The organism is Vibrio sp. JZG10, assembly GCF_054064075.1.
Genome location: NZ_JBSUGE010000001.1, coordinates 76,431 through 95,589, shown reverse-complemented (window position 1 = coordinate 95,589; position 19,159 = coordinate 76,431). Strand labels below are relative to the sequence as shown.

Here is a 19,159-nt window from a genome sequence, read left to right as displayed (position 1 = left end):
CTATTTCATCTCATAACTGAGACGAAACATCATAAATAACAGTGCTTGAGTAAGGGATTTATCAACCTACTGTTAAAACTAGGCTTTTGTTTAAAAATTCCAGAATTTCGCCTTTTTAAACCTTAGCACATATGGCAAATGTTGCTCAGCAACACAGCATGTTTAGGCCAGAGAAAAGCGTGAATTCTTAATATCATAGCGTTTCGCAGCTAGCGTAACTCTGTACTTTTTGAATAACTCCGCCCCTTGAGTTACCAAGCATCCCACGAGCTGCGCATACAACGAAAAAATGATGATTTTGACTAAACTATAGACGTAAATGTAGGGGTGACAAACTTTTGACTTGGTTTGAAGTGGGGCGAGGTAGATATGGATCGAGTAACTTTGAGCTCATTGATGGGCAACATCGTGGTTATCGGGCTGGATGGGGAAATTAGGACCCTAGAAGAGGGACAACTACCTCAACCAGGAGAGTTAATAATTGATGAGGTATCAGATACTTCTGAGCTTGTGATCGAGCAGGTGACACCACAAGGAAGTTCGATAAACGTAACTGATGATATCACAGCGTTAATTGAAGCAATTGCTAGTGGGGAAGACCCGACTGAGCTGGGTGAAGAGTTTGATCCTGCTGCAGGTGAAGGAAACGGGTCTAGCCCACAAAATACGGGGGCTATAGATCGCACAGGTGCTGAATTACTCGCCAGTACCAATTTTGAGACAGTGGGAACTGACGGAACAGGATTTTCAAGTACTCAGGTAGAGACGCTACTCGATATTTTCCAAATACAACCACCAGAACCAACAGCAATATCAGTTCCTGCAACAGTAATTGTTCAAGAGATTTCTAGCCCAACTGTCAATGAGGGCGATCTGGTTTCCTTCGACGTCACACTTAACCAACCAACAGAAGACAATATCAATATCACTTTTTCTCTGTTCGATCAGACTGCGACTGGTGGATCTACTGACGAGAGCGGAAGTGACTACGTCAACGAGAGTGTTCTCATAACATTTTCCGATGGCACAACAGAAGAAATCTCAGTCGATGACAACGGTATTTTTACTGTGTCGGTCCCGTTAGGTGAAAATGGTTTTACGGTTTCTCTCGATTCTATAAATGACTCTATATTCGAAGGTCCAGAAACATTTACGCTTTCTGGCAACACAGAAGAACAAAGTACACCTGCAACTGGGATTGCAACCATTGTTGATGATGGTAGTGGGCCAGGTTTAAGTCCTGATGATGATCGCCCAACGGTAACGATGAGTGATGCAGGGACGATTAATGAAGGTGAGTTAGCTAGTTTTAAAGTGTCGTTATCTAATCCATCAGCTATAGATGTTGAGGTTGAACTGACTCTCAACTTAGGCGATACCGAAGCCGGTGACTTAGGTTCCTTAGAATACAACACGGGAAGTGGTTGGGTCACGGTGCCAAACGATGGTGTGGTGACCGTGCCAGCAGGGCAAACTGAGTTTGATGTGCGTATTGCTTCTATTGATGACGCCGTTTATGAAGGCCCTGAAGATTTCAGTGTGACAGTAACTGGCATTGGCGCGGTGCAAGGCAGCGATACAGGTACGGCAACGATAGTGGACGACGGCAGTGGTCCGGGTCCCGATCCAGACGATGACCGTCCGAGTGTGGCTATTACCGACGCTGGCACCATTAATGAGGGTGAGACTGCGAACTTCAAAGTCACCTTATCGAATGCTTCCGAGTCGAGTGTTCAAGTTGAACTTGGCCTCAACTTAGGCGATACCGAAGCGGGTGACTTAGGCTCCTTAGAATACAACACAGGCTCCGGTTGGGTTACGGTGCCAAACGACGGTGTGGTGACCGTGCCAGCAGGGCAAACCGAATTTGATGTGCGTATTGCTTCTGTTGATGACGCCGTTTATGAAGGCTCTGAAGATTTCAGCGTGACGGTAACCGGCATTGGTGCGGTGCAAGGCAGCGATACGGGCACGGCAACGATTGTGGATGACAGCAGTGGTCCAGGTCCCGATCCAGACGATGACCGTCCGAGTGTGGCTATTACCGACGCTGGCACCATTAATGAGGGTGAGACTGCGAACTTCAAAGTCACCTTACCGAATGCCTCAGAGTCTACTGTTCAAGTTGAACTTGGCCTCAACTTAGGCGATACCGAAGTCGGTGACTTGGGCACCTTAGAATACAACACGGGAAGTGGTTGGGTTGCAGTGCCAAACGATGGCGTGGTAACGGTGCCAGCCGGACAGACCGAATTTGATGTGCGCATTGCTTCTGTTGATGACGCCGTTTATGAGGGTCCTGAAGATTTCAGCGTGACGGTAACTGGCATTGGGGCGGTGCAAGGCAGCGATACGGGCACGGCAACGATTGTGGATGACAGCAGTGGCCCTGGACCTGATCCCGATGATGACCGCCCAAGTGTAACTATTACGGATGCTGGCACCATTAATGAAGGTGAAACAGCTAACTTCAAAGTCACGTTATCGAATGCCTCAGAGTCAACAGTTCAAGTTGAACTTGGCTTCAACTTAGGCGATACCGAAGTTGGAGATTTGGGCACCTTGGAATACAACACGGGAAGTGGTTGGGTCACAGTGCCAAACGATGGCGTGGTGACGGTGCCAGCCGGGCAAACCGAATTTGATGTGCGTATTGCTTCTATTGATGACGCCGTTTATGAAGGTCCAGAAGATTTCAGTGTAACGGTAACGGGCGTTGGTGCGGTACAAGGCAGTGATACCGGCACGGCAACGATTGTGGATGACAGCAGTGGCCCAGGTCCCGATCCAGACGATGACCGTCCGAGTGTGGCTATTACCGACGCTGGCACCATTAATGAAGGTGAAACAGCTAACTTCAAAGTGACGCTATCGAACGCGCCTGAAGCCGAAACGCAGGTGGAGTTGGGTCTTAATCTCGGCGATACCGAAGTTGGAGATTTGGGCACCCTAGAATACAACACGGGAAGTGGTTGGGTTGCAGTGCCAAACGATGGCGTGGTGACCGTGCCAGCCGGCCAGACTGAGTTTGATGTGCGTATCGCTTCCATTGATGACGCGGTTTATGAAGGCCCAGAGGATTTCAGCGTTACGGTGACGGGCATTGGGGCGGTGCAAGGCAGCGATACAGGTACGGCGACGATTGTGGATGACGGCAGTGGTCCAGGTCCCGATCCAGATGATGACCGTCCGAATGTCTACATCGTTGAAGATAGCGTGGGTGTTAACGAAGGTACCGATGCTGTGTATACCGTTAGATTGTCGGCGGCGGCCGATATCGATGTGACCGTCAGCTTGAACACCTCAACCGACGGCAGCAACACGGCGGAAGCGGACGATATAGGTAGCTTTGTGGTGACCCTTGCTGATGGTGTGACAGTGGTGAATGCCAACAGTGACGGTACGTATACCATTCCCGCCGGTGAGAAAGAGCTGAAAGTCACTGTGCCAACCACAGATGATGGCGTCTACGAAGGGGATGAAACCTTCACTGTGGCGGTACAAGGTGACACGGGCGTCCTAGGCAGTGACAGTGCGCTGGGCATTATTTACGACGGTGGTAACGGCCCTGGTCCCGATCCAGACGATGACCGTCCAAGTGTCTATATTGTCGAAGATAGCGTGGGCGTGAATGAAGGTACTGAGGCTGTGTATACCGTCCGGTTGTCGGAGGCTGCCGATATTGACGTGACGGTAAGGTTGAGCGCATCAACAGGAGGAACTAATACGGCAGAGCCTGGCGACATTGGTGCTATTAAGCTGACATTATCTGATGGAGTAACTGTGGTGACCGCCAACAGTGATGGCACGTATACTATCCCAGCAGGTGAAACCGATCTCAAACTGTTTGTCCCAACCACGGACGACGATGTGTATGAAGGAGATGAAACCTTCACGGTTGCAGTGCAAGGTGCAACTGGAGTACTTGGTACTGACACGGCGTTGGGTATTATTTACGACGGCGGTAACGGCCCTGGTCCTGACCCGGATGATGATCGCCCGACCGTATCTATCTCAGATGCGGGTATCGTAGATGAGGGTGATATCGCGACGTTTACCGTGTCATTGAGTAATGCTTCGGAAGTTACAGTCCAGGTGCAGTTGACCTTAAACCCAGACGAAACAGAAGTGGATGATCTTGGCTCGCTAGAATATAACACCGGAGCAGGTTGGGTTGCTGTGCCTGTCGATGGCATCGTAACAGTGCCAGCAATGCTTACCGAATTTGATGTGCGCATAGCGACCATTGATGATGAAGTTTATGAAGGTCCGGAAGACTTCAGCGTGACCGTGACGGGTTTGGGCGCAGTTCAGGGCACCGATACTGGTTTGGCGACCATTGTGGATGATGGCACTAAAACGGATGACGATCGACCAACTGTGTCTATCTCGGATGCGGGTACCATTGATGAAGGTAATTTCGCTACATTTACCGTGTCATTGAGTAATGCCTCAGAAGCAGCGGTCCAGGTTCAGTTAACGCTGAATCTGGATGAAACAGAAGTAGGTGACCTTGGCACTCTAGAGTACAACACCGGTTCAGGTTGGGTAAGTGTACCTGTAAGTGGCATTGTGACGGTGCCGGCAGGTATGACGGAATTTGATCTACGCATCGAATCAATTGATGACGGTGTGTACGAAGGCCCTGAAGATTTCAGCGTTACAGTAACTGGCTTGGGAGCAGTGCAAGGCAGCGATACTGGTCTGGCGACCATCGTGGATAACTCACCACCTACAGCCCGTGATTTCATCATTTCGCTCGATGTTCAAAATGGTGTTTTCCCGGTTCAGGATGTTGAGTTTGATGGATTAACGACGTCTGGGGAACAGCGTGTTGAAGATCTCGAAGATGACGCAGTTACTGCAAATGATGATGATATTTTAATTCAGGTCGTTAGCCTTCCTGAACACGGTGAGCTGTATTATGTGGATGGAAATGGACAGGAAGTCATTATAGACGAAACCACACAGTTCCCTGAAAACACAGAGGTTAGGTATCGTCTGACTGAAGATTTCTTTGAGGAGCAGAGCTTTGACTCAGCCGACCTTCTTGAAGAACAAGGGAAAGATATCTTGGTGGGATCCTACACTCCTCCTAACTCGAACTTAACGTTCACTGGAGGTCAGATCACCACCATTGGCAACAGCATCATCTTTGATTCCGACGCTCAGATTTCAGTCGATTTTGCGAATCAACAGGTCGGGTTGGTTGTCGTTTCGCCAAATGAAACGGGTCAGGGTGATGAAATCAGTACTGGTGAATATATTACGTTAGAACTGGATGAGGATTTATCAGCTAACGAAGCGAAACTGAACTTAGCCAGTCTGAATGACCGCTTCAACAGTGGTGGTGCATGGTTAACGGCATACATCTTCCTAAATGGTGCACTTGTTGATGTTCAGCAGTTTTACTCAACGGATATTACTTATACCAGCAACCACGAAGGTTCTATTACCGTTGCGTTAGCAAATGGCAGCTTTGATGAAATTCGACTTACTCCAGAAACCGATAGCGCGAGTGATAAAGCGGGCTTTACCTTGGTGGGGACTGAAATTACCAGCTTTACTGATGTGAACGATGACTTTACTTATCAGGCAATCGACACTGATGGTGCGGTAAGTAACGAAGCTACGGTAGCGGTTGATTTCGAGAACGTCACGGTAGAGGCTGTTACGGCGCTTGGTTATCAAACCATGGCCTTAAATTCGGATCTGAATCTGGTTATGGGTACAGATGGCGATGATATTCTGGTTGGTAGTGAAGGCAATGACCTGATCATCGGTGGTTTAGGTAATGATATCTTGACTGGCGGTGAAGGTGATGACGTATTCAAATGGACAGAAATGCAATCCGCAACTGACACCGTGACGGATTTCAGTGACGGGGATCAGCTCGATTTTACCGATGTATTTGATGATATGAGTGGTACTGATATTTCCACATTACTTGATGATCTCGGCTCGGGCGATTATCACGGAAGCGTGGATGATATCACGGTGGCGGTGACTGAAAGTGGAGGTAACTCAACTCTGACCATCAATAAAGATGGACAACAGTTGGAGGTTAATTTTGACGGAGCTTCTGCTTCTGATATTGCCAATAGTTTGATTTCTAATCTTGAACAATTACGAGAGTAAATGATTCAAAATGAAAAACGGAGCGAAAGCTCCGTTTTTCATTTAGTAATGCAGTAAGTTCGGGCAATAATTAAAGCACTTTACATGCAAAACCTTTTAAGTAGAAACCCTCTGGATATGCTGTATCGGTTGGGTGGTCAGCAGCTTGTTCAAAGCGCTCCACAAACTTTACTTGGCGGTTAGCATCTACGGCTGCGTCAGCAATGATTTTCTGGAACAAAACTTGATCCATCAAGCCAGAGCACGAATAGGTCAGTAGGGTACCGCCAGGTTTTAGGATTTGCATTGCTAGCATGTTGATGTCTTTGTAACCACGACATGCGCCGTTTAGTTGGGCTTTACTGTCTGCAAACTTAGGTGGATCCATGATAACTACATCGAACTGAGTTCCTTGGTCACGATACTCACGAAGCAGTTTAAACACGTCTGCGTTTAGGAACACGGCGCGCTTCTTCGAGATATCAAATTCATTCAGTTCTGCGTTGAACTTCGCAGTGTCTAGAGCAGGTTGTGATACGTCAGCGTTTATCACACGCTTTGCATCACCTTTCAGAGCGTAAAGTCCGAAGCCACCTGTGTAAGAGAAGCAGTTAAGAACTTCCTTGCCTTTCACATATTTCATCGCTTGCTGGCGACTATCACGTTGATCTAGGTAGAAACCTGTTTTATGGCCGCCAACGATATCTACACTAATCTTTACGCCATTTTCTTCGATGACGACCGATTTAGGTGGCTCTTCGCCGTGCAAGACGCCCGTGGTTTCTTTCAAACCCTCTTTCTTACGTACCGCGACGTCAGAACGCTCGTACACATTACAATCAGGGAAGCACTCAACTAGAGCATCAACAATAGCCTGTTTATTGTGTTCTGCGCCAGCACTGAGAAGTTGACACACAAAGAAGTTTTGGTAACGGTCAATCGTAACGCCTGGCATACCATCAGACTCTGCCGCGATAAGGCGGTAACCCGTAAGGCCATCACGTTCGATAATGTCTTCACGAAGAAGTTGTGCGTCTTTTAATCGTTTTACGAAAAACGCGGTGTCGATTTCTTCTTTATCAAAACTCCAAATACGAGCACGAATTTGTGAAGCTGGCGAATATGCCGCTTTAGCTAGCCATTTACCGTCGTGAGTGAATACATCAACCGTTTCGCCAAGAGCGGGTTCGCCCTCAACTTTGTTGATGCCTCGAGAGAAGATCCAAGGGTGCTTGCGCTTGACCGATTTCTCACGACCTTTTACCAAATAGATAGCAGCTGTCATTTCATTAGCTCTTGTTGAATTTTGAAAGGGGCGTATTGTCCGGGATGTGAATGGTAAAAGCAATATCCCTCGGCAATCCAGTACATTGTAGTGGCTTTTAAATACAAAAAAGGGCCACCAAAGTAACCCTTTTATTTGAACTGGTCGTAACAGATTACGTTGCTACGCTTTAAGTCCAGTAAGGAGCGACTCCATGGTGTCGCTTTGCTTACGCAGTTGATCCACGTTTTGTGAAGTCGTGCTGATCATATTGCACACGTTATCTGCTTGAACTCGAATCTCTTCAACGCTTGAGGCGATATTGTCCGCGACTACACCTTGTTCTTCAGCTGCTGTTGCAATTTGAATGCTACTGTCGGAGATAGTTTGATTTTTATCTGCCAAAGAGCCGATTTCGTGACTCACTTCCGTCATGAGGTTTTGTCCCTCATTTGCATTGTTGACAGTCACTTCCATCAGTTTAGTAAGTGATTGACTGTTACGCTGTAATGATTCGATCATCGCTTGGATTTCAACGGTCGCTTGCTGAGTGCGTCCCGCAAGAGCGCGAACCTCATCCGCAACGACCGCAAATCCACGACCTTGCTCACCAGCACGTGCTGCTTCAATGGCTGCGTTCAATGCAAGTAGGTTAGTTTGCTCGGAAATCCCATTAATGGTTGTCACGACTTCATCAATTTGTGCGGCATTAGCATCTAACTCCGCTACTGCCTGAGACGCAGATTGAATCTCATTAGAGAGGTTCGAAATCGAGTGCAGTGTATTCTCTACTTTTACTTGTCCAGACTGAGCCACGCTACGCGCATCATCGGTTTGCGCGCTTGAATCGTGAGCTAATGTCGCGACTTCTCGAATCGTTGATGCCATCTGTTCTGTTGCACTCGCAAGAGAGTTGAGGTGCTCTTGTTGCGTCGCAGAAATATCTGAACTGTGATGAATTGATTGATTCAGGTCTGAGCTAATTTGTTGCATTAACGCCACAGACTCTTGAATCGACAGCACCATTTGTTGCTCTCGTTCTGCAACTTTGTCTATCGTAATAGCAATTTCACTAAACTCGTCGCGAACTGGGAAGAAGTTCATTCTCGCGGTGAGGTCACCTCCCGCAAGGGTGTTTAATGCTTTATTCATCGTGAACATTGCGCCGCCGATAAACGTCATGATGTAGTAAACGCCAAGCGCGAGAATAAACAAGCTCACACAGATGATGCTCACTTGAGTCGTTGATAGGGCAGTCCATAAAGAAAGTTCATGGTTTGCAACCAAGCTGTACGCACCATTTAGAACAGACACGGATTGCGGCCCTGAGCCAATAGAAACGGTTTCTGAACTAGCTATGAGGTTTGCTACTTGCGATTGAGAAAGGTTGCCTGCCTCTATCAGACCTTTCATAAGCATGAGCTCTTCTTGGTACATACTTGAGATCAACGTATTAGCCGCGCTATTAAGGACGAGAGTGAGAATGACTAAAGCAAGAAGAGGGAGAACGAAGAGCAAATAGAACTTTTCTTGAATCTTTAAGTGAATGAGATACTTATCAATCCAGCGGAATGGAATTTCTTTCATAATTATAATAACCGTGCAAAAACCCACTATCCTTAGTGGGGTGAATAGACGAAAAGAATATATCACTCAGTAAAAAGAAGCGGTACAAAGATGAACGTAAAGTGTGAGAGATTTATAGTAAAAGGTCACGTTCAAGGCGTCGGCTTTCGTTACCATACTTCCCATCAAGGATTGAAACTGGGTTTGACGGGTTACGCGAAGAACCTAAACGATGGTGATGTTGAAGTGATGGCGTGTGGAACAGACGCACAAATAGTTGCGTTTTCCGAGTGGTTGAAAGAAGGCCCGCGAACGGCAACAGTAGAGAGTGTGATACAGGAGTCTGCGTCATATAAGCCGTTGCGCGGTTTTAAGATTTTGTAAATTCTACAAGCATTTAGCTGGCTTTGGTAGGCCGGCTAATTTAGTCGCTTGTTTGGCTGGCCCCTTTTTAAACAGCTTGAATAGATACTTACTGTTACCTTTTTCTGGACCGTGCGCTTTTTCCATTGCTTTGACAAGCATACGCACAGCAGGGGAAGTATTAAACTCTTCATAAAAATCTCGCACAAAGTGCACAACTTCCAAATGAGCATCCGTAAGCTCGATGTCTTCTTCTTTTGCTAAAAGCTCAATCATACCTTCTTCCCATTGAGTATGATCCAGTAAGTAGCCTTGAGCATCAGTTTCAATTTCTTTGCCGTTGTAAACGAACATAACGTTTTATCCGTTAAGTGAACATGGATGTTTATAGATTAGCGACAGGTGAGGATGTTCTCAACAAAAGAATCTCGAAGTAGTGCCGAGCGAAGCAAAAGCGTACAAAATGGTGAGTGCTTTTTGACTAAGCGAGGTGCTTTGATATAAATGCTCTTTTATTCAAATAAATAGGAAACTATTCAGTTTGTTAGAAATTTTTCGGGGTGAGTACCAATAAAATTGCATGGATATCCAGGCTTATTCATTTTTGTTTTGTTTTTTTCTTGGCTACTTGTCTGAATATGGAATTTTATCTGTGAATGAATAGCTTACGACGTTGTGTTTGCTCTTATAGACCGATATTCTCTTGGTTGATAAGCAACCTACATTCTGGCTGTAAACAATAACGATGACAAGGAGTTAGTCATGTCGAAACAACGTTACATTGAAATAAATGACAACGTAAAATCCATTTGGTCTATTGAGCGTATTTGGGAGATCGCGGAGTCCCTACCTGTAGAAGAAATTGCTATTGATGATATCAAAGGCCCTAATGAAGTGACCTGGTTTAGTGATGATGGACCACAGCCAACCTGTCGTGAGATCGCGAAGCATTGCCAACGCATCAACAATGCCGATTTGTCGTATCCCGTAATTTTAACCAATGATTACCGCGTTTTTGATGGTATGCATCGAATCGCCAAGCAAATCATGTTGGGTGAAGATACGATTAAAGTGAGACGTTTTAGAGAAAACCCTGAGGCTGATGAAGTTATCGAGTTAGCAGTCGAACAGGCGTAATGTACTTAATCACTGACAAAGAAAAAGCCCGAAGGAAAATACCTTCGGGCTTTTTAAATTCATCTTGTGTTGAACGATTAATCGTCGTTCATAATACCTAGAATGCTTAGTAGGCTGATGAAGATGTTGTAGATTGATACATACAAAGTTACTGTCGCAGAGATGTAGTTTGTTTCACCGCCACGAATAATGCTTTGTGTTGTCATCAGGATCGCCATCGTAGAGAAAATGATAAACAAGCTGCTCAACGCCAAGTGTAAAATGGTTGATTGAATAAAGAAGCTTGCAATCATACCCACAACAAGCACAACAAACAGCGATAGCATCAAGCCGCCCATCATAGATAGGTCACGTTTTGTTGTTAGTGCATAAGCTGATGCCGCCATGAAAGATAGCGCCGTACCACCTAGAGCGGTTAATACGATATCGCCCATCCCAGCACCGATGTACATGTTTAAGATTGGACCAATAGTGTAGCCTAAGAAACCAGTGAATAAGAACGTAAACACAAGGCCAAGGCTGTTGTTACGGTTTTTCTCTGTTAAGAATAACAGGCCGTAGAAACCAACCAACATTAGGATGATTCCTGGATGTGGCAGGTTAAATGCCATTGCTACGCCAGCAACGACTGCCGACCATAAAAGCGTCATTGAAAGTAGTGCGTAAGTATTACGCAACACTTTGTTTGTTTGTAGAGCACTTTCTTGTGTTGAAGTGCGGGTAAACATTGGACTGTTCATAATCTTCCTCGATAAGAGACTTTCTTTTAAGTACATTTATGGGATTGAAAGTTCAAAAAATCAAGCCCTAACCATGCGTAACTTAGATAAAATAATAATAGAAATAAGATGTTATGTATTTGACAACTTGTAACACAATATTACTGCAGAGCAAAGTCATAGTGATTGTCACACAGAATTTTGAATTTAGTAACAAAAAGCACCGACTTCATTGAAATCAGTGCTTTTATTATGCCAGTTGGAAAAGATCTTAGTGATGTAAGATTTGCGCTAGGAAATTTTGAGTTCGATCTGATTGAGGGTTTTCAAAGAAATCAACAGGGTTGTTCTCTTCGATGATCTCTCCTGCGTCCATAAATATCACGCGATCGGCAACCTCTTTCGCAAACCCCATTTCATGTGTCACACAGAGCATGGTCATGCCTTCCTCGGCGAGCTCGACCATTACATCCAACACTTCGCGAACCATCTCCGGATCAAGTGCTGATGTTGGTTCATCAAAAAGCATGACTTTAGGGTTCATACACAAAGAGCGAGCAATCGCCACGCGTTGTTGCTGACCACCAGACAACTGGCCAGGATATTTCTCTGCTTGGTCCGGAATTTTAACGCGTTCCAGATATTTCATCGCGACCGCTTCTGCTTCGTCTTTTGGCATCTTCTTCACCCAAATAGGCGCAAGCGTGCAGTTCTCTAGCACGGTTAGATGAGGGAAGAGGTTAAAGTGCTGAAAGCACATGCCCACTTCACGGCGCACAGCTTCAATATTTTTTAAATCTTCAGTTAACTCCGTACCGGAAACATAGATGCTACCAGCTTGGTGCTCTTCGAGGCGGTTAATACAGCGAATCATCGTTGATTTTCCTGACCCTGATGGGCCACAGATTACGATTTTTTCCCCGCGCTTAACATCGAGGTTAATATTCTTTAGTACGTGAAACTCACCATACCATTTATTCATGTCCTTCAATTGGATCATATAGTCTTGTTGTTGCGTCATAATACGTCCTTGAGCTTGATGAGTTATCGTTTGTGACCGGTATGAAGTTTGTTTTCAAGCCATATCGAATAACGCGACATGCCAAAACAAAATACCCAAAACACCAACGCGACAAATACATAACTTTCAGTAGCAAAGCCTAGCCAGTCAGGGTCGGTGTTTGCTGCTTGTCCTATACCTAGTACGTCAAACATACCAATGATAAGAACCAAACTGGTGTCTTTAAACAATCCGATAAACGTGTTCACGATAGAAGGGATCGTAATCTTCAGCGCCTGTGGCAAGATAATAAGCCCTGTTTTTTTCCAGTAACTTAACCCAAGTGCGTCGGCAGCCTCATATTGGCCTTTTGGAATCGCTTGTAAGCCACCCCGTACTACTTCGGCCATGTAAGCCGAGGCAAACATCACTACACCAATAAGAGCGCGAATAAGTTTGTCTGTCTCTGATCCTTCGGACATAAACAAAGGCAGCATAACGGAAGCCATGAACAGAACGGTAATCAGTGGCACACCACGCCAAACTTCAATATAGACGGTACAAATACTGCGAATGATGGGCATCTCTGAACGTCTACCGAGCGCGAGTACCACACCAATCGGTAATGAAACGACAATACCGACTAGCGCAATGATGAGCGTAACGAGTAATCCGCCCCATTTGTGTGTATCGACCACTTCTAGCCCAAATATCCCACCATATAACAGCCCAGCGATAATGAATGGGTAGATGTTTACGAAGAAAAGCCAAATCCAAATCCGTTTCGGTGTCTTTTCATACGCTAGCAACATAGTAAATATAGCCAATGTGATATAGAAAAGGCGAGGGCGCCACAGTTCAGACTCAGGATAGAAACCGTACATGAACTGCTCCCAGCGCACGCTGATAAATACCCAGCAAGCACCTTCTCGGCTGCAGTCGTCACGCGTCGAACCAATCCAGTCCGCGTTGATAAACGCCCAATCAACGATATGCCAAATTGCACTAAAGACAAGATAAGCAAGAATTACGGTAACAATGGAATTGACAGGTCCATTAAATAGGTTTTTCCGCATCCAACCAACAAAACCGACGGTATTGGCTGGTGGTGGGAGATCCGGTTGAAATTGATGAGTACTCATATTATCTCTCCACCAGTGCGACTTTACGGTTATACAAGTTCATTAATGCAGACGTAATCAAACTTAAGGTTAAGTACACGCCCATCGTCATCGCAATGATCTCAATCGCTTGCCCCGTTTGGTTCAGGGTAGTACCTGCAAAGACAGAGACAAGATCTGGGTAACCAATCGCCATCGCTAACGATGAGTTTTTGGTGAGGTTGAGATATTGACTGGTTAAAGGTGGAATAATAATTCGTAACGCTTGCGGAATGACAACAAGCTTTAAAGTTTTCGTGCGTGGTAAGCCCAGCGACATCGCCGCTTCCGTTTGACCATGGCTAACCGCATTAATACCAGAACGTACAATTTCGGCAATGAAGGAGGCGGTATAAACGCTCAATGCCAAAAGTAGTGCGGCAAGTTCAGGAATAATGCTAATACCACCTTGGAAGTTAAACCCTTTCAGTTCTGGATAATTTAGTGAAATTGGCATACCAGCAAGGAAGTAGACAATCAGCGGAAGGCCAACCACTAAGCCTAAAGCTATTCTTCCCATTGGCGTTTGTTGCCCAGTTAGGCGTTGCTTGTTATTCGCCCATACATTAATCAGCAAGCTGGCGATCACCCCGAAGATTAATGCAGCAATAACAAAGCCACTGCCTGGCTCCATTTCTGGTGCTGGAAAATATAAACCACGAACATTCAAGAAGATGGCTTCGCCAAGGCTCAAGCTTTGACGAGGTGAGGGTAATGCTTGAAGAACAGCGAAATACCAGAAAAATATTTGTAGAAGAAGTGGGATATTTCGGAACGTTTCGATATAAACAGCAGCCAAGCGACTCACTAACCAGTTAGAAGAAAGGCGAGCGACCCCCATGGTAAAACCAATCACAGTAGCCAGAATAATACCTAATACGGAGACCAGCGCCGTATTTAGAAGGCCAATAATAAACGTTCTGCCGTAAGAGTACGTTTCATCGTATTCAATTAGCGTCAGCCCGATACCAAACCCGGCTTCTTGATTTAAAAAACCGAAACCCGTAGCGATCCCACGAGCATCTAAGTTATTCAGTGCGTTGTTAATAATCGTGTAAAAGAAAAATACCAGTGCAGCTATGGCAATGATCTGGAAAATAGCAGAACGAAAGGCGGGATTATAAATCAAGCTCTTGCTTCCGCTCGGTTTGGACATCGTACTTGGCGATGCATCTTTTGTCGGTTTCATACAGCGATAACCTCAAACCTTAGTTATAGATATCTGCCTGTATAAATAGTCACGTCCTTGCTGGTCGAAGCATGTTTTCACCAGAGCTAAACGGCGATATTCGAGTTGAAATAGCCTATCTAAGCGAATACTTCTTGCCATTCAATGAGCGGTCCTTACTCATACAGATGGATAAAATCAAGAAAAAGGGCGGCATGAACCGCCCTGATTAACTCGTTCTATCGGATTGGTGGCGCGTACATAAAGCCGCCTGCATTCCATAGCGCATTAACGCCACGAGAAATTTCTAACGGTGAACCAGTACCGACTGTTCGTTCGAAGCTTTCACCATAGTTACCGACTTGCTTGATAACTTGGTAGCCCCAATCATCACGAATACCCAAACCTTTGCCTTTCGGACCGTCAACACCAAGAATACGTTTGATGTTTGGATCTTTCGATTTCAGCATTTCATCCGCATTTTTCGAACTAATACCATACTCTTCGGCGTTAATCATTGCTGATAATGTCCACTTCGCAATGTTGAACCATTGGTCATCACCTTGACGAACGACAGGACCTAGTGGTTCTTTAGAAATGATTTCCGGAAGAACGGCTGCAGAAGAGGGATCTTTCAGGTTCAGACGCAATGCATAAAGACCAGATTGGTCAGTCGTTAACACATCACAACGTCCTGCATCGAAACCTTTTGACGTTTGGGCTGCTGTATCAAATACGACTGGCTTATATGACATACCGCTATTACGGAAGTAGTCAGCAAGGTTCAGCTCAGTTGTTGTACCGGACTGTACGCAAACTGATGCACCATCAAGCTCTTTTGCGCTTGAGATGCCAAGATCTTTCTTCACCATAAAGCCCTGGCCATCGTAGTAGTTTACCCCTACGAAGTTGAGGCCAAGTGCCGTATCACGATGCAGTGTCCAGGTGGTGTTACGAGAAAGCACATCAATCTCACCTGATTGAAGCGCAGTGAAACGTTCTTTCGCGGTTAGGGGTACATATTTAACTTTCGTTTTATCCCCAAGAACGGCTGCAGCCAGTGCTTGGCAATATTCTACGTCGATACCTTCCCATTCACCTTTTGAGTTAGGGTTAGAGAAACCAGGTAGACCGGTACTTACGCCACAAGTAAGAAAACCTTGTTTTGTGACTTTGTCCAGAGTAGTGTCTGCTGCTTGAGCTGATGTTGCCATCATCGCAGTAGAAGCCGCTACGACGGAAGCAAGAACTGTGAGTTTATTTGCCATTTGTATCCTTCCTGTATGATCCATGTTTAATCAGGAGTGACCTGAAATAACGTGTCCAATTCGTTAGAGTTATCGTCCTACGTGATTGATTTTCGAAGAAACGGTATTCGATAGATCAACCAGTTATAAGCGTAGGAAAGGATCTGTTAATTCTCAAATATATAATTTAAATGAAGTTTTGAGAGAACTTACAAAGCGCCTTGAGATTTAGAATGACGAAATGTTAATTGTTTGTAAATAGTGCAAATCATGGACAATTTGGTGCATCAGAACAATCAATAGAAGAGTGAACAATACAAGAGAATAAAAAGTTGTTATTAAAACTGTCATTAGCTGAGCTTGGTGAAGTTCAGTAAAAATTCGAACAAAAATTATTTGTGATACCGAAACAGGGTGATGAGCTTGCCCCATTTTTGGTAGCATGGTCCGCAACAGCTAATTAGAGTAATCATGGATTGAAATGCGATATTTTCCTCTGTTCTTAGATTTAATCAATAAACCCGTTCTTGTCGTGGGCGGTGGTGAAGTGGCAAGCAGAAAGGTGGAAGCGTTGCTAAAGGCAGGGGCGGATGTCACTATCGTTTCTCCAACGTTGGTCGATTTTCTGTCTAAGCTTGCTGCAGAGCATCAAGTGCGCTGGGTGCAACGTTTCTATTCAAGTGACATTGTCACTAAAAACTTTGTTCAAGTGTGGGCCACGACAGATAATCCTGAGCTAAATCACCAAGTGTATAAAGATGCGAAAGAATTAGGCATCCTAGTGAACGTTGTGGATGATAAGCCTTATTGTGACTTCATTACGCCCTCTATGATCAATCGTGGCCGCATACAAATTGCTATTTCTAGTGGCGGCGCCTCACCAGTTTTAATTCGAAACATCCGTGAAAAGCTTGAATCGATACTGCCACAAAACATGGGGTTGATGGCGGACTTTGCTAACTCAAAGCGTAATTCGATTAAAGAAGCACTACCTAGCGTCGATTTACGTCGTAAGTTTTGGGAGCAATTCTTCTCGAATCCTGAGGTTGAAAACGCGCGAGATAATAGAGAGTTAGAAACGATTTACCAAGCGACCATGGCAACACCTTTGGATGAAAAGGGAAGTTGTACTTGGATACAGGTAGGGAAAGACGTTGAGATGTTGCCAATTAAGGCCGTGCGCTACATGCAACAAGCCGAGCTAGCACTTTACTCAACTCGATGCGAAGCGAACGTGTTAGAGCTAATACGAAGAGATGCAGAGCGAGAAGCTTTCTCCAGCGCAGCTGAACTCTCTGATATGTTGACCAAGGCTAAATCTGAAAAGCTTCGAGTTTGCGTGTTTATCCCTAAAGGGACGAGCGAGTTCTTATTGCTGCAAGGGCAGGACTTGGTGATATAACCACGTTAAAAAGTGGGCACTTGGCTTCTCGATTAAAAGGCCAACAAAAACGCCAGCGAACTATGCGCTGGCGTTTTTAAACTAAGTTACTTCTCAGACTGAGTTAATCACGGAAGTTGTTAAACTGGAATGGTATGCCCATCTCTGCTTCACGAATCGCTGCCATTGTCGCTTGCAGGTCATCACGTTTCTTACCAGTAACACGTACCTTGTCGCCTTGAATAGAGGCTTGTACTTTTAACTTTGCGTCTTTGATAAGTTTCACTACTTTTTTGGCTGTTGGTGTATCGATACCTTGGCGGAAAAGCAGAGTTTGGTGCCAGTTCTTACCAGTTACATCTGGGTCCTGTGCATCCATTGCGTTTGCATCAATATTACGCTTTGCCAAGTGGCCACGTAAAATATCGCGCATTTGCTTAAGTTGGAAGTCACCTTCCGCAGACATTTTTACGTTTTCTTCTACTAGCTCAAAGCTCGCATTAACGTTGCGGAAATCGAAACGAGTAGACAATTCACGGTTAGCATTATCAACGGCATTACGTAGTTCAACCGTATCGATTTCAGAAACAATATCAAACGATGGCATGAAGATTCCTTGATTATTTTGTTATAGGGACTTTCGGGATTTAACGGCGTTTGCCAGCATATCTAGCATTGTAGCAGTATCTTCCCAACCTAGGCATGGGTCTGTAATAGATTGACCATACGTTAGGTTGTTGATGTCAGTCATTGGCTGATTGCCTTCAAGAATAAAGCTTTCAGCCATGATACCCGCAATACGAGTACTGCCTGACTTAATTTGGTTACAAATGTCTTGAGCAACGTCGATTTGTTTTCTGTGCTGCTTCTGACAGTTTGCGTGGCTGAAATCCACAACCAAACGTTGTGGCAAGCCAAACTCGGCTAGAGCATCACACGCTTGTTTTACTGACGCTTCATCAAAGTTAGGGCCTTTCTCTCCGCCGCGTAAAATAATATGACCATATGGGTTACCACTTGTACGGTAAACCGTCATGCGGCCATTCTTATCTGGAGAGTAGAAGTAATGCGAGGCTTTCGATGCGCGAATTGCATCAATTGCAATTTTTACGTTGCCATTTGTGCCATTTTTGAAACCAACTGGGCAAGACAGCGCCGATGCCATTTCACGGTGAATTTGCGATTCTGTTGTACGAGCACCGATCGCGCCCCACGTGATCAAATCCGCGATGTATTGACCAGTAATCATATCAAGAAACTCAGTAGCAGTCGCAAGACCAAGCTTGTTGATATCCAGTAGTAGTTTACGTGCTTTATGGAGGCCAGCTTCAAGCGCGTAAGAGCCATCTAGGTTAGGGTCGGTAATCAAACCTTTCCAACCAACTACTGTACGAGGCTTTTCAAAGTAAGTACGCATCACGATAAACAGTTCGTCTTTGTACTTGTCTTGGATTTCACTCAGGCGAGTGGCGTAATCAATGGCAGCTTCAGTGTCGTGAACAGAACACGGACCTACAATCGCAAGAAGGCGATCGTCTTCACCCGATAAAATGTTTTCAATCTGACGACGAGATTGAGCGATACGGTCTGCAACGTCATCCGTAATAGGATGTACACTACCTAGCTCTGCTGGGGTAGGCATTGGACCCAAAGGTTGGGTTCTCAATTCATCTGTTTTTATAGGCATGTTATAGCTTTATTCTCTATTGCGAAGGGGTAAAGATAACGGAATTACAGGCAGGAATAAACCGTTTCACGGGAATCTTCGCCAGGAAATACCGAATTGTATACAAAGGTGTAGGTATTCATTTAAATGACTTATGTATAAATGACAAAACTTGATCATTAAATCAATATATATAAATTTGAATTTATAACCATTTCATCTATCTCACCGTTAGGCAATCAAGATAACTGCGGCAAACCTCATGTTTATCTGTGTGACAATGTCACTAAAATGGTGGCTAAATAACTCGTGAGATCGAGCTTTTGTTAACATTTCTTTGACATCTATTTCTTTCGTTGATTAACTGGTCT

15 protein-coding genes are annotated in these 19,159 nt (G+C 45.0%); 5 read left to right on the top strand and 10 right to left on the bottom strand.

All coding sequences use genetic code 11. The annotated features are described in order from the left end of the window. Positions 1-369 precede the first annotated feature (369 nt). Positions 370-6,138: a Calx-beta domain-containing protein gene (locus ACWYVB_RS00440; protein ID WP_457527520.1), complete on the top strand. Its 5,769-nt coding sequence runs from the start codon at positions 370-372 to the stop codon at positions 6,136-6,138. Positions 6,139-6,208: 70 nt separating this feature from the next. Here ACWYVB_RS00440 and ACWYVB_RS00435 read toward each other — a convergent pair whose 3' ends face one another. Both ACWYVB_RS00435 and ACWYVB_RS00430 read right to left on the bottom strand, forming a co-directional pair. Then, positions 6,209-7,402 (bottom strand): class I SAM-dependent methyltransferase, encoded by a 1,194-nt coding sequence (locus tag ACWYVB_RS00435; RefSeq protein ID WP_170903338.1) that lies wholly within the window; start codon positions 7,400-7,402, stop codon positions 6,209-6,211. A gap of 162 nt (positions 7,403-7,564) precedes the next feature. Next, positions 7,565-8,968, bottom strand: coding sequence for a methyl-accepting chemotaxis protein (locus ACWYVB_RS00430; protein WP_457527518.1), 1,404 nt, complete (start codon positions 8,966-8,968; stop codon positions 7,565-7,567). A gap of 90 nt (positions 8,969-9,058) precedes the next feature. Between ACWYVB_RS00430 and yccX the strand changes: the two genes are divergently transcribed. Continuing rightward, positions 9,059-9,331 (top strand): acylphosphatase, encoded by a 273-nt coding sequence (gene yccX, locus ACWYVB_RS00425; RefSeq protein ID WP_176319437.1) that lies wholly within the window; start codon positions 9,059-9,061, stop codon positions 9,329-9,331. A gap of 3 nt (positions 9,332-9,334) precedes the next feature. Here yccX and ACWYVB_RS00420 read toward each other — a convergent pair whose 3' ends face one another. After that, complete coding sequence (locus tag ACWYVB_RS00420; RefSeq protein WP_005377396.1) at positions 9,335-9,664, bottom strand: TusE/DsrC/DsvC family sulfur relay protein; 330 nt, start codon at positions 9,662-9,664, stop codon at positions 9,335-9,337. 408 nt (positions 9,665-10,072) lie between these two features. Here ACWYVB_RS00420 and ACWYVB_RS00415 point away from each other — a divergent pair, with 408 nt between their 5' ends. Continuing rightward, positions 10,073-10,447, top strand: a complete 375-nt coding sequence (locus tag ACWYVB_RS00415; RefSeq protein ID WP_457527512.1) for a chromosome partitioning protein ParB — start codon at positions 10,073-10,075, stop codon at positions 10,445-10,447. A gap of 77 nt (positions 10,448-10,524) precedes the next feature. Here the strand turns inward: ACWYVB_RS00415 and ACWYVB_RS00410 are convergent, their stop codons facing one another. The 4 genes from ACWYVB_RS00410 to ACWYVB_RS00395 form a co-directional block, all read right to left on the bottom strand. Then, positions 10,525-11,187, bottom strand: a complete 663-nt coding sequence (locus ACWYVB_RS00410) for a Bax inhibitor-1/YccA family protein (RefSeq protein ID WP_005396571.1) — start codon at positions 11,185-11,187, stop codon at positions 10,525-10,527. A 250-nt stretch (positions 11,188-11,437) separates the two neighbouring features. Next, positions 11,438-12,187 carry an amino acid ABC transporter ATP-binding protein gene (locus tag ACWYVB_RS00405; protein ID WP_005377400.1) on the bottom strand — a complete coding sequence of 250 codons (750 nt, stop codon included), beginning with the start codon at positions 12,185-12,187 and terminating at the stop codon, positions 11,438-11,440. Positions 12,188-12,210: 23 nt separating this feature from the next. Further along, positions 12,211-13,308, bottom strand: coding sequence for an amino acid ABC transporter permease (locus ACWYVB_RS00400; RefSeq protein WP_248380753.1), 1,098 nt, complete (start codon positions 13,306-13,308; stop codon positions 12,211-12,213). A 1-nt stretch (position 13,309) separates the two neighbouring features. Next, the gene (locus tag ACWYVB_RS00395) at positions 13,310-14,515 is read right to left on the bottom strand and encodes an amino acid ABC transporter permease (protein ID WP_258640104.1); all 1,206 of its coding nucleotides are present in this window, start codon (positions 14,513-14,515) and stop codon (positions 13,310-13,312) included. Between the two features lie 71 nt (positions 14,516-14,586). Between ACWYVB_RS00395 and ACWYVB_RS00390 the strand changes: the two genes are divergently transcribed. Beyond that, a complete protein-coding gene (locus ACWYVB_RS00390; RefSeq protein WP_005396568.1) occupies positions 14,587-14,727 on the top strand; it encodes a hypothetical protein in 141 nt (46 codons plus the stop codon). A 6-nt stretch (positions 14,728-14,733) separates the two neighbouring features. Here ACWYVB_RS00390 and ACWYVB_RS00385 read toward each other — a convergent pair whose 3' ends face one another. Continuing rightward, the gene (locus ACWYVB_RS00385) at positions 14,734-15,762 is read right to left on the bottom strand and encodes an amino acid ABC transporter substrate-binding protein (RefSeq protein WP_005396567.1); all 1,029 of its coding nucleotides are present in this window, start codon (positions 15,760-15,762) and stop codon (positions 14,734-14,736) included. Positions 15,763-16,222: 460 nt separating this feature from the next. Here ACWYVB_RS00385 and ACWYVB_RS00380 point away from each other — a divergent pair, with 460 nt between their 5' ends. Continuing rightward, positions 16,223-17,143 carry a precorrin-2 dehydrogenase/sirohydrochlorin ferrochelatase family protein gene (locus ACWYVB_RS00380; protein WP_048626418.1) on the top strand — a complete coding sequence of 307 codons (921 nt, stop codon included), beginning with the start codon at positions 16,223-16,225 and terminating at the stop codon, positions 17,141-17,143. 103 nt (positions 17,144-17,246) lie between these two features. Here the strand turns inward: ACWYVB_RS00380 and ACWYVB_RS00375 are convergent, their stop codons facing one another. Beyond that, positions 17,247-17,729, bottom strand: coding sequence for a YajQ family cyclic di-GMP-binding protein (locus ACWYVB_RS00375; RefSeq protein WP_005377415.1), 483 nt, complete (start codon positions 17,727-17,729; stop codon positions 17,247-17,249). A 21-nt stretch (positions 17,730-17,750) separates the two neighbouring features. Beyond that, positions 17,751-18,809, bottom strand: a complete 1,059-nt coding sequence (locus ACWYVB_RS00370; protein WP_006743262.1) for a 3-deoxy-7-phosphoheptulonate synthase — start codon at positions 18,807-18,809, stop codon at positions 17,751-17,753. Between the last annotated feature and the right edge of the window lie 350 nt (positions 18,810-19,159).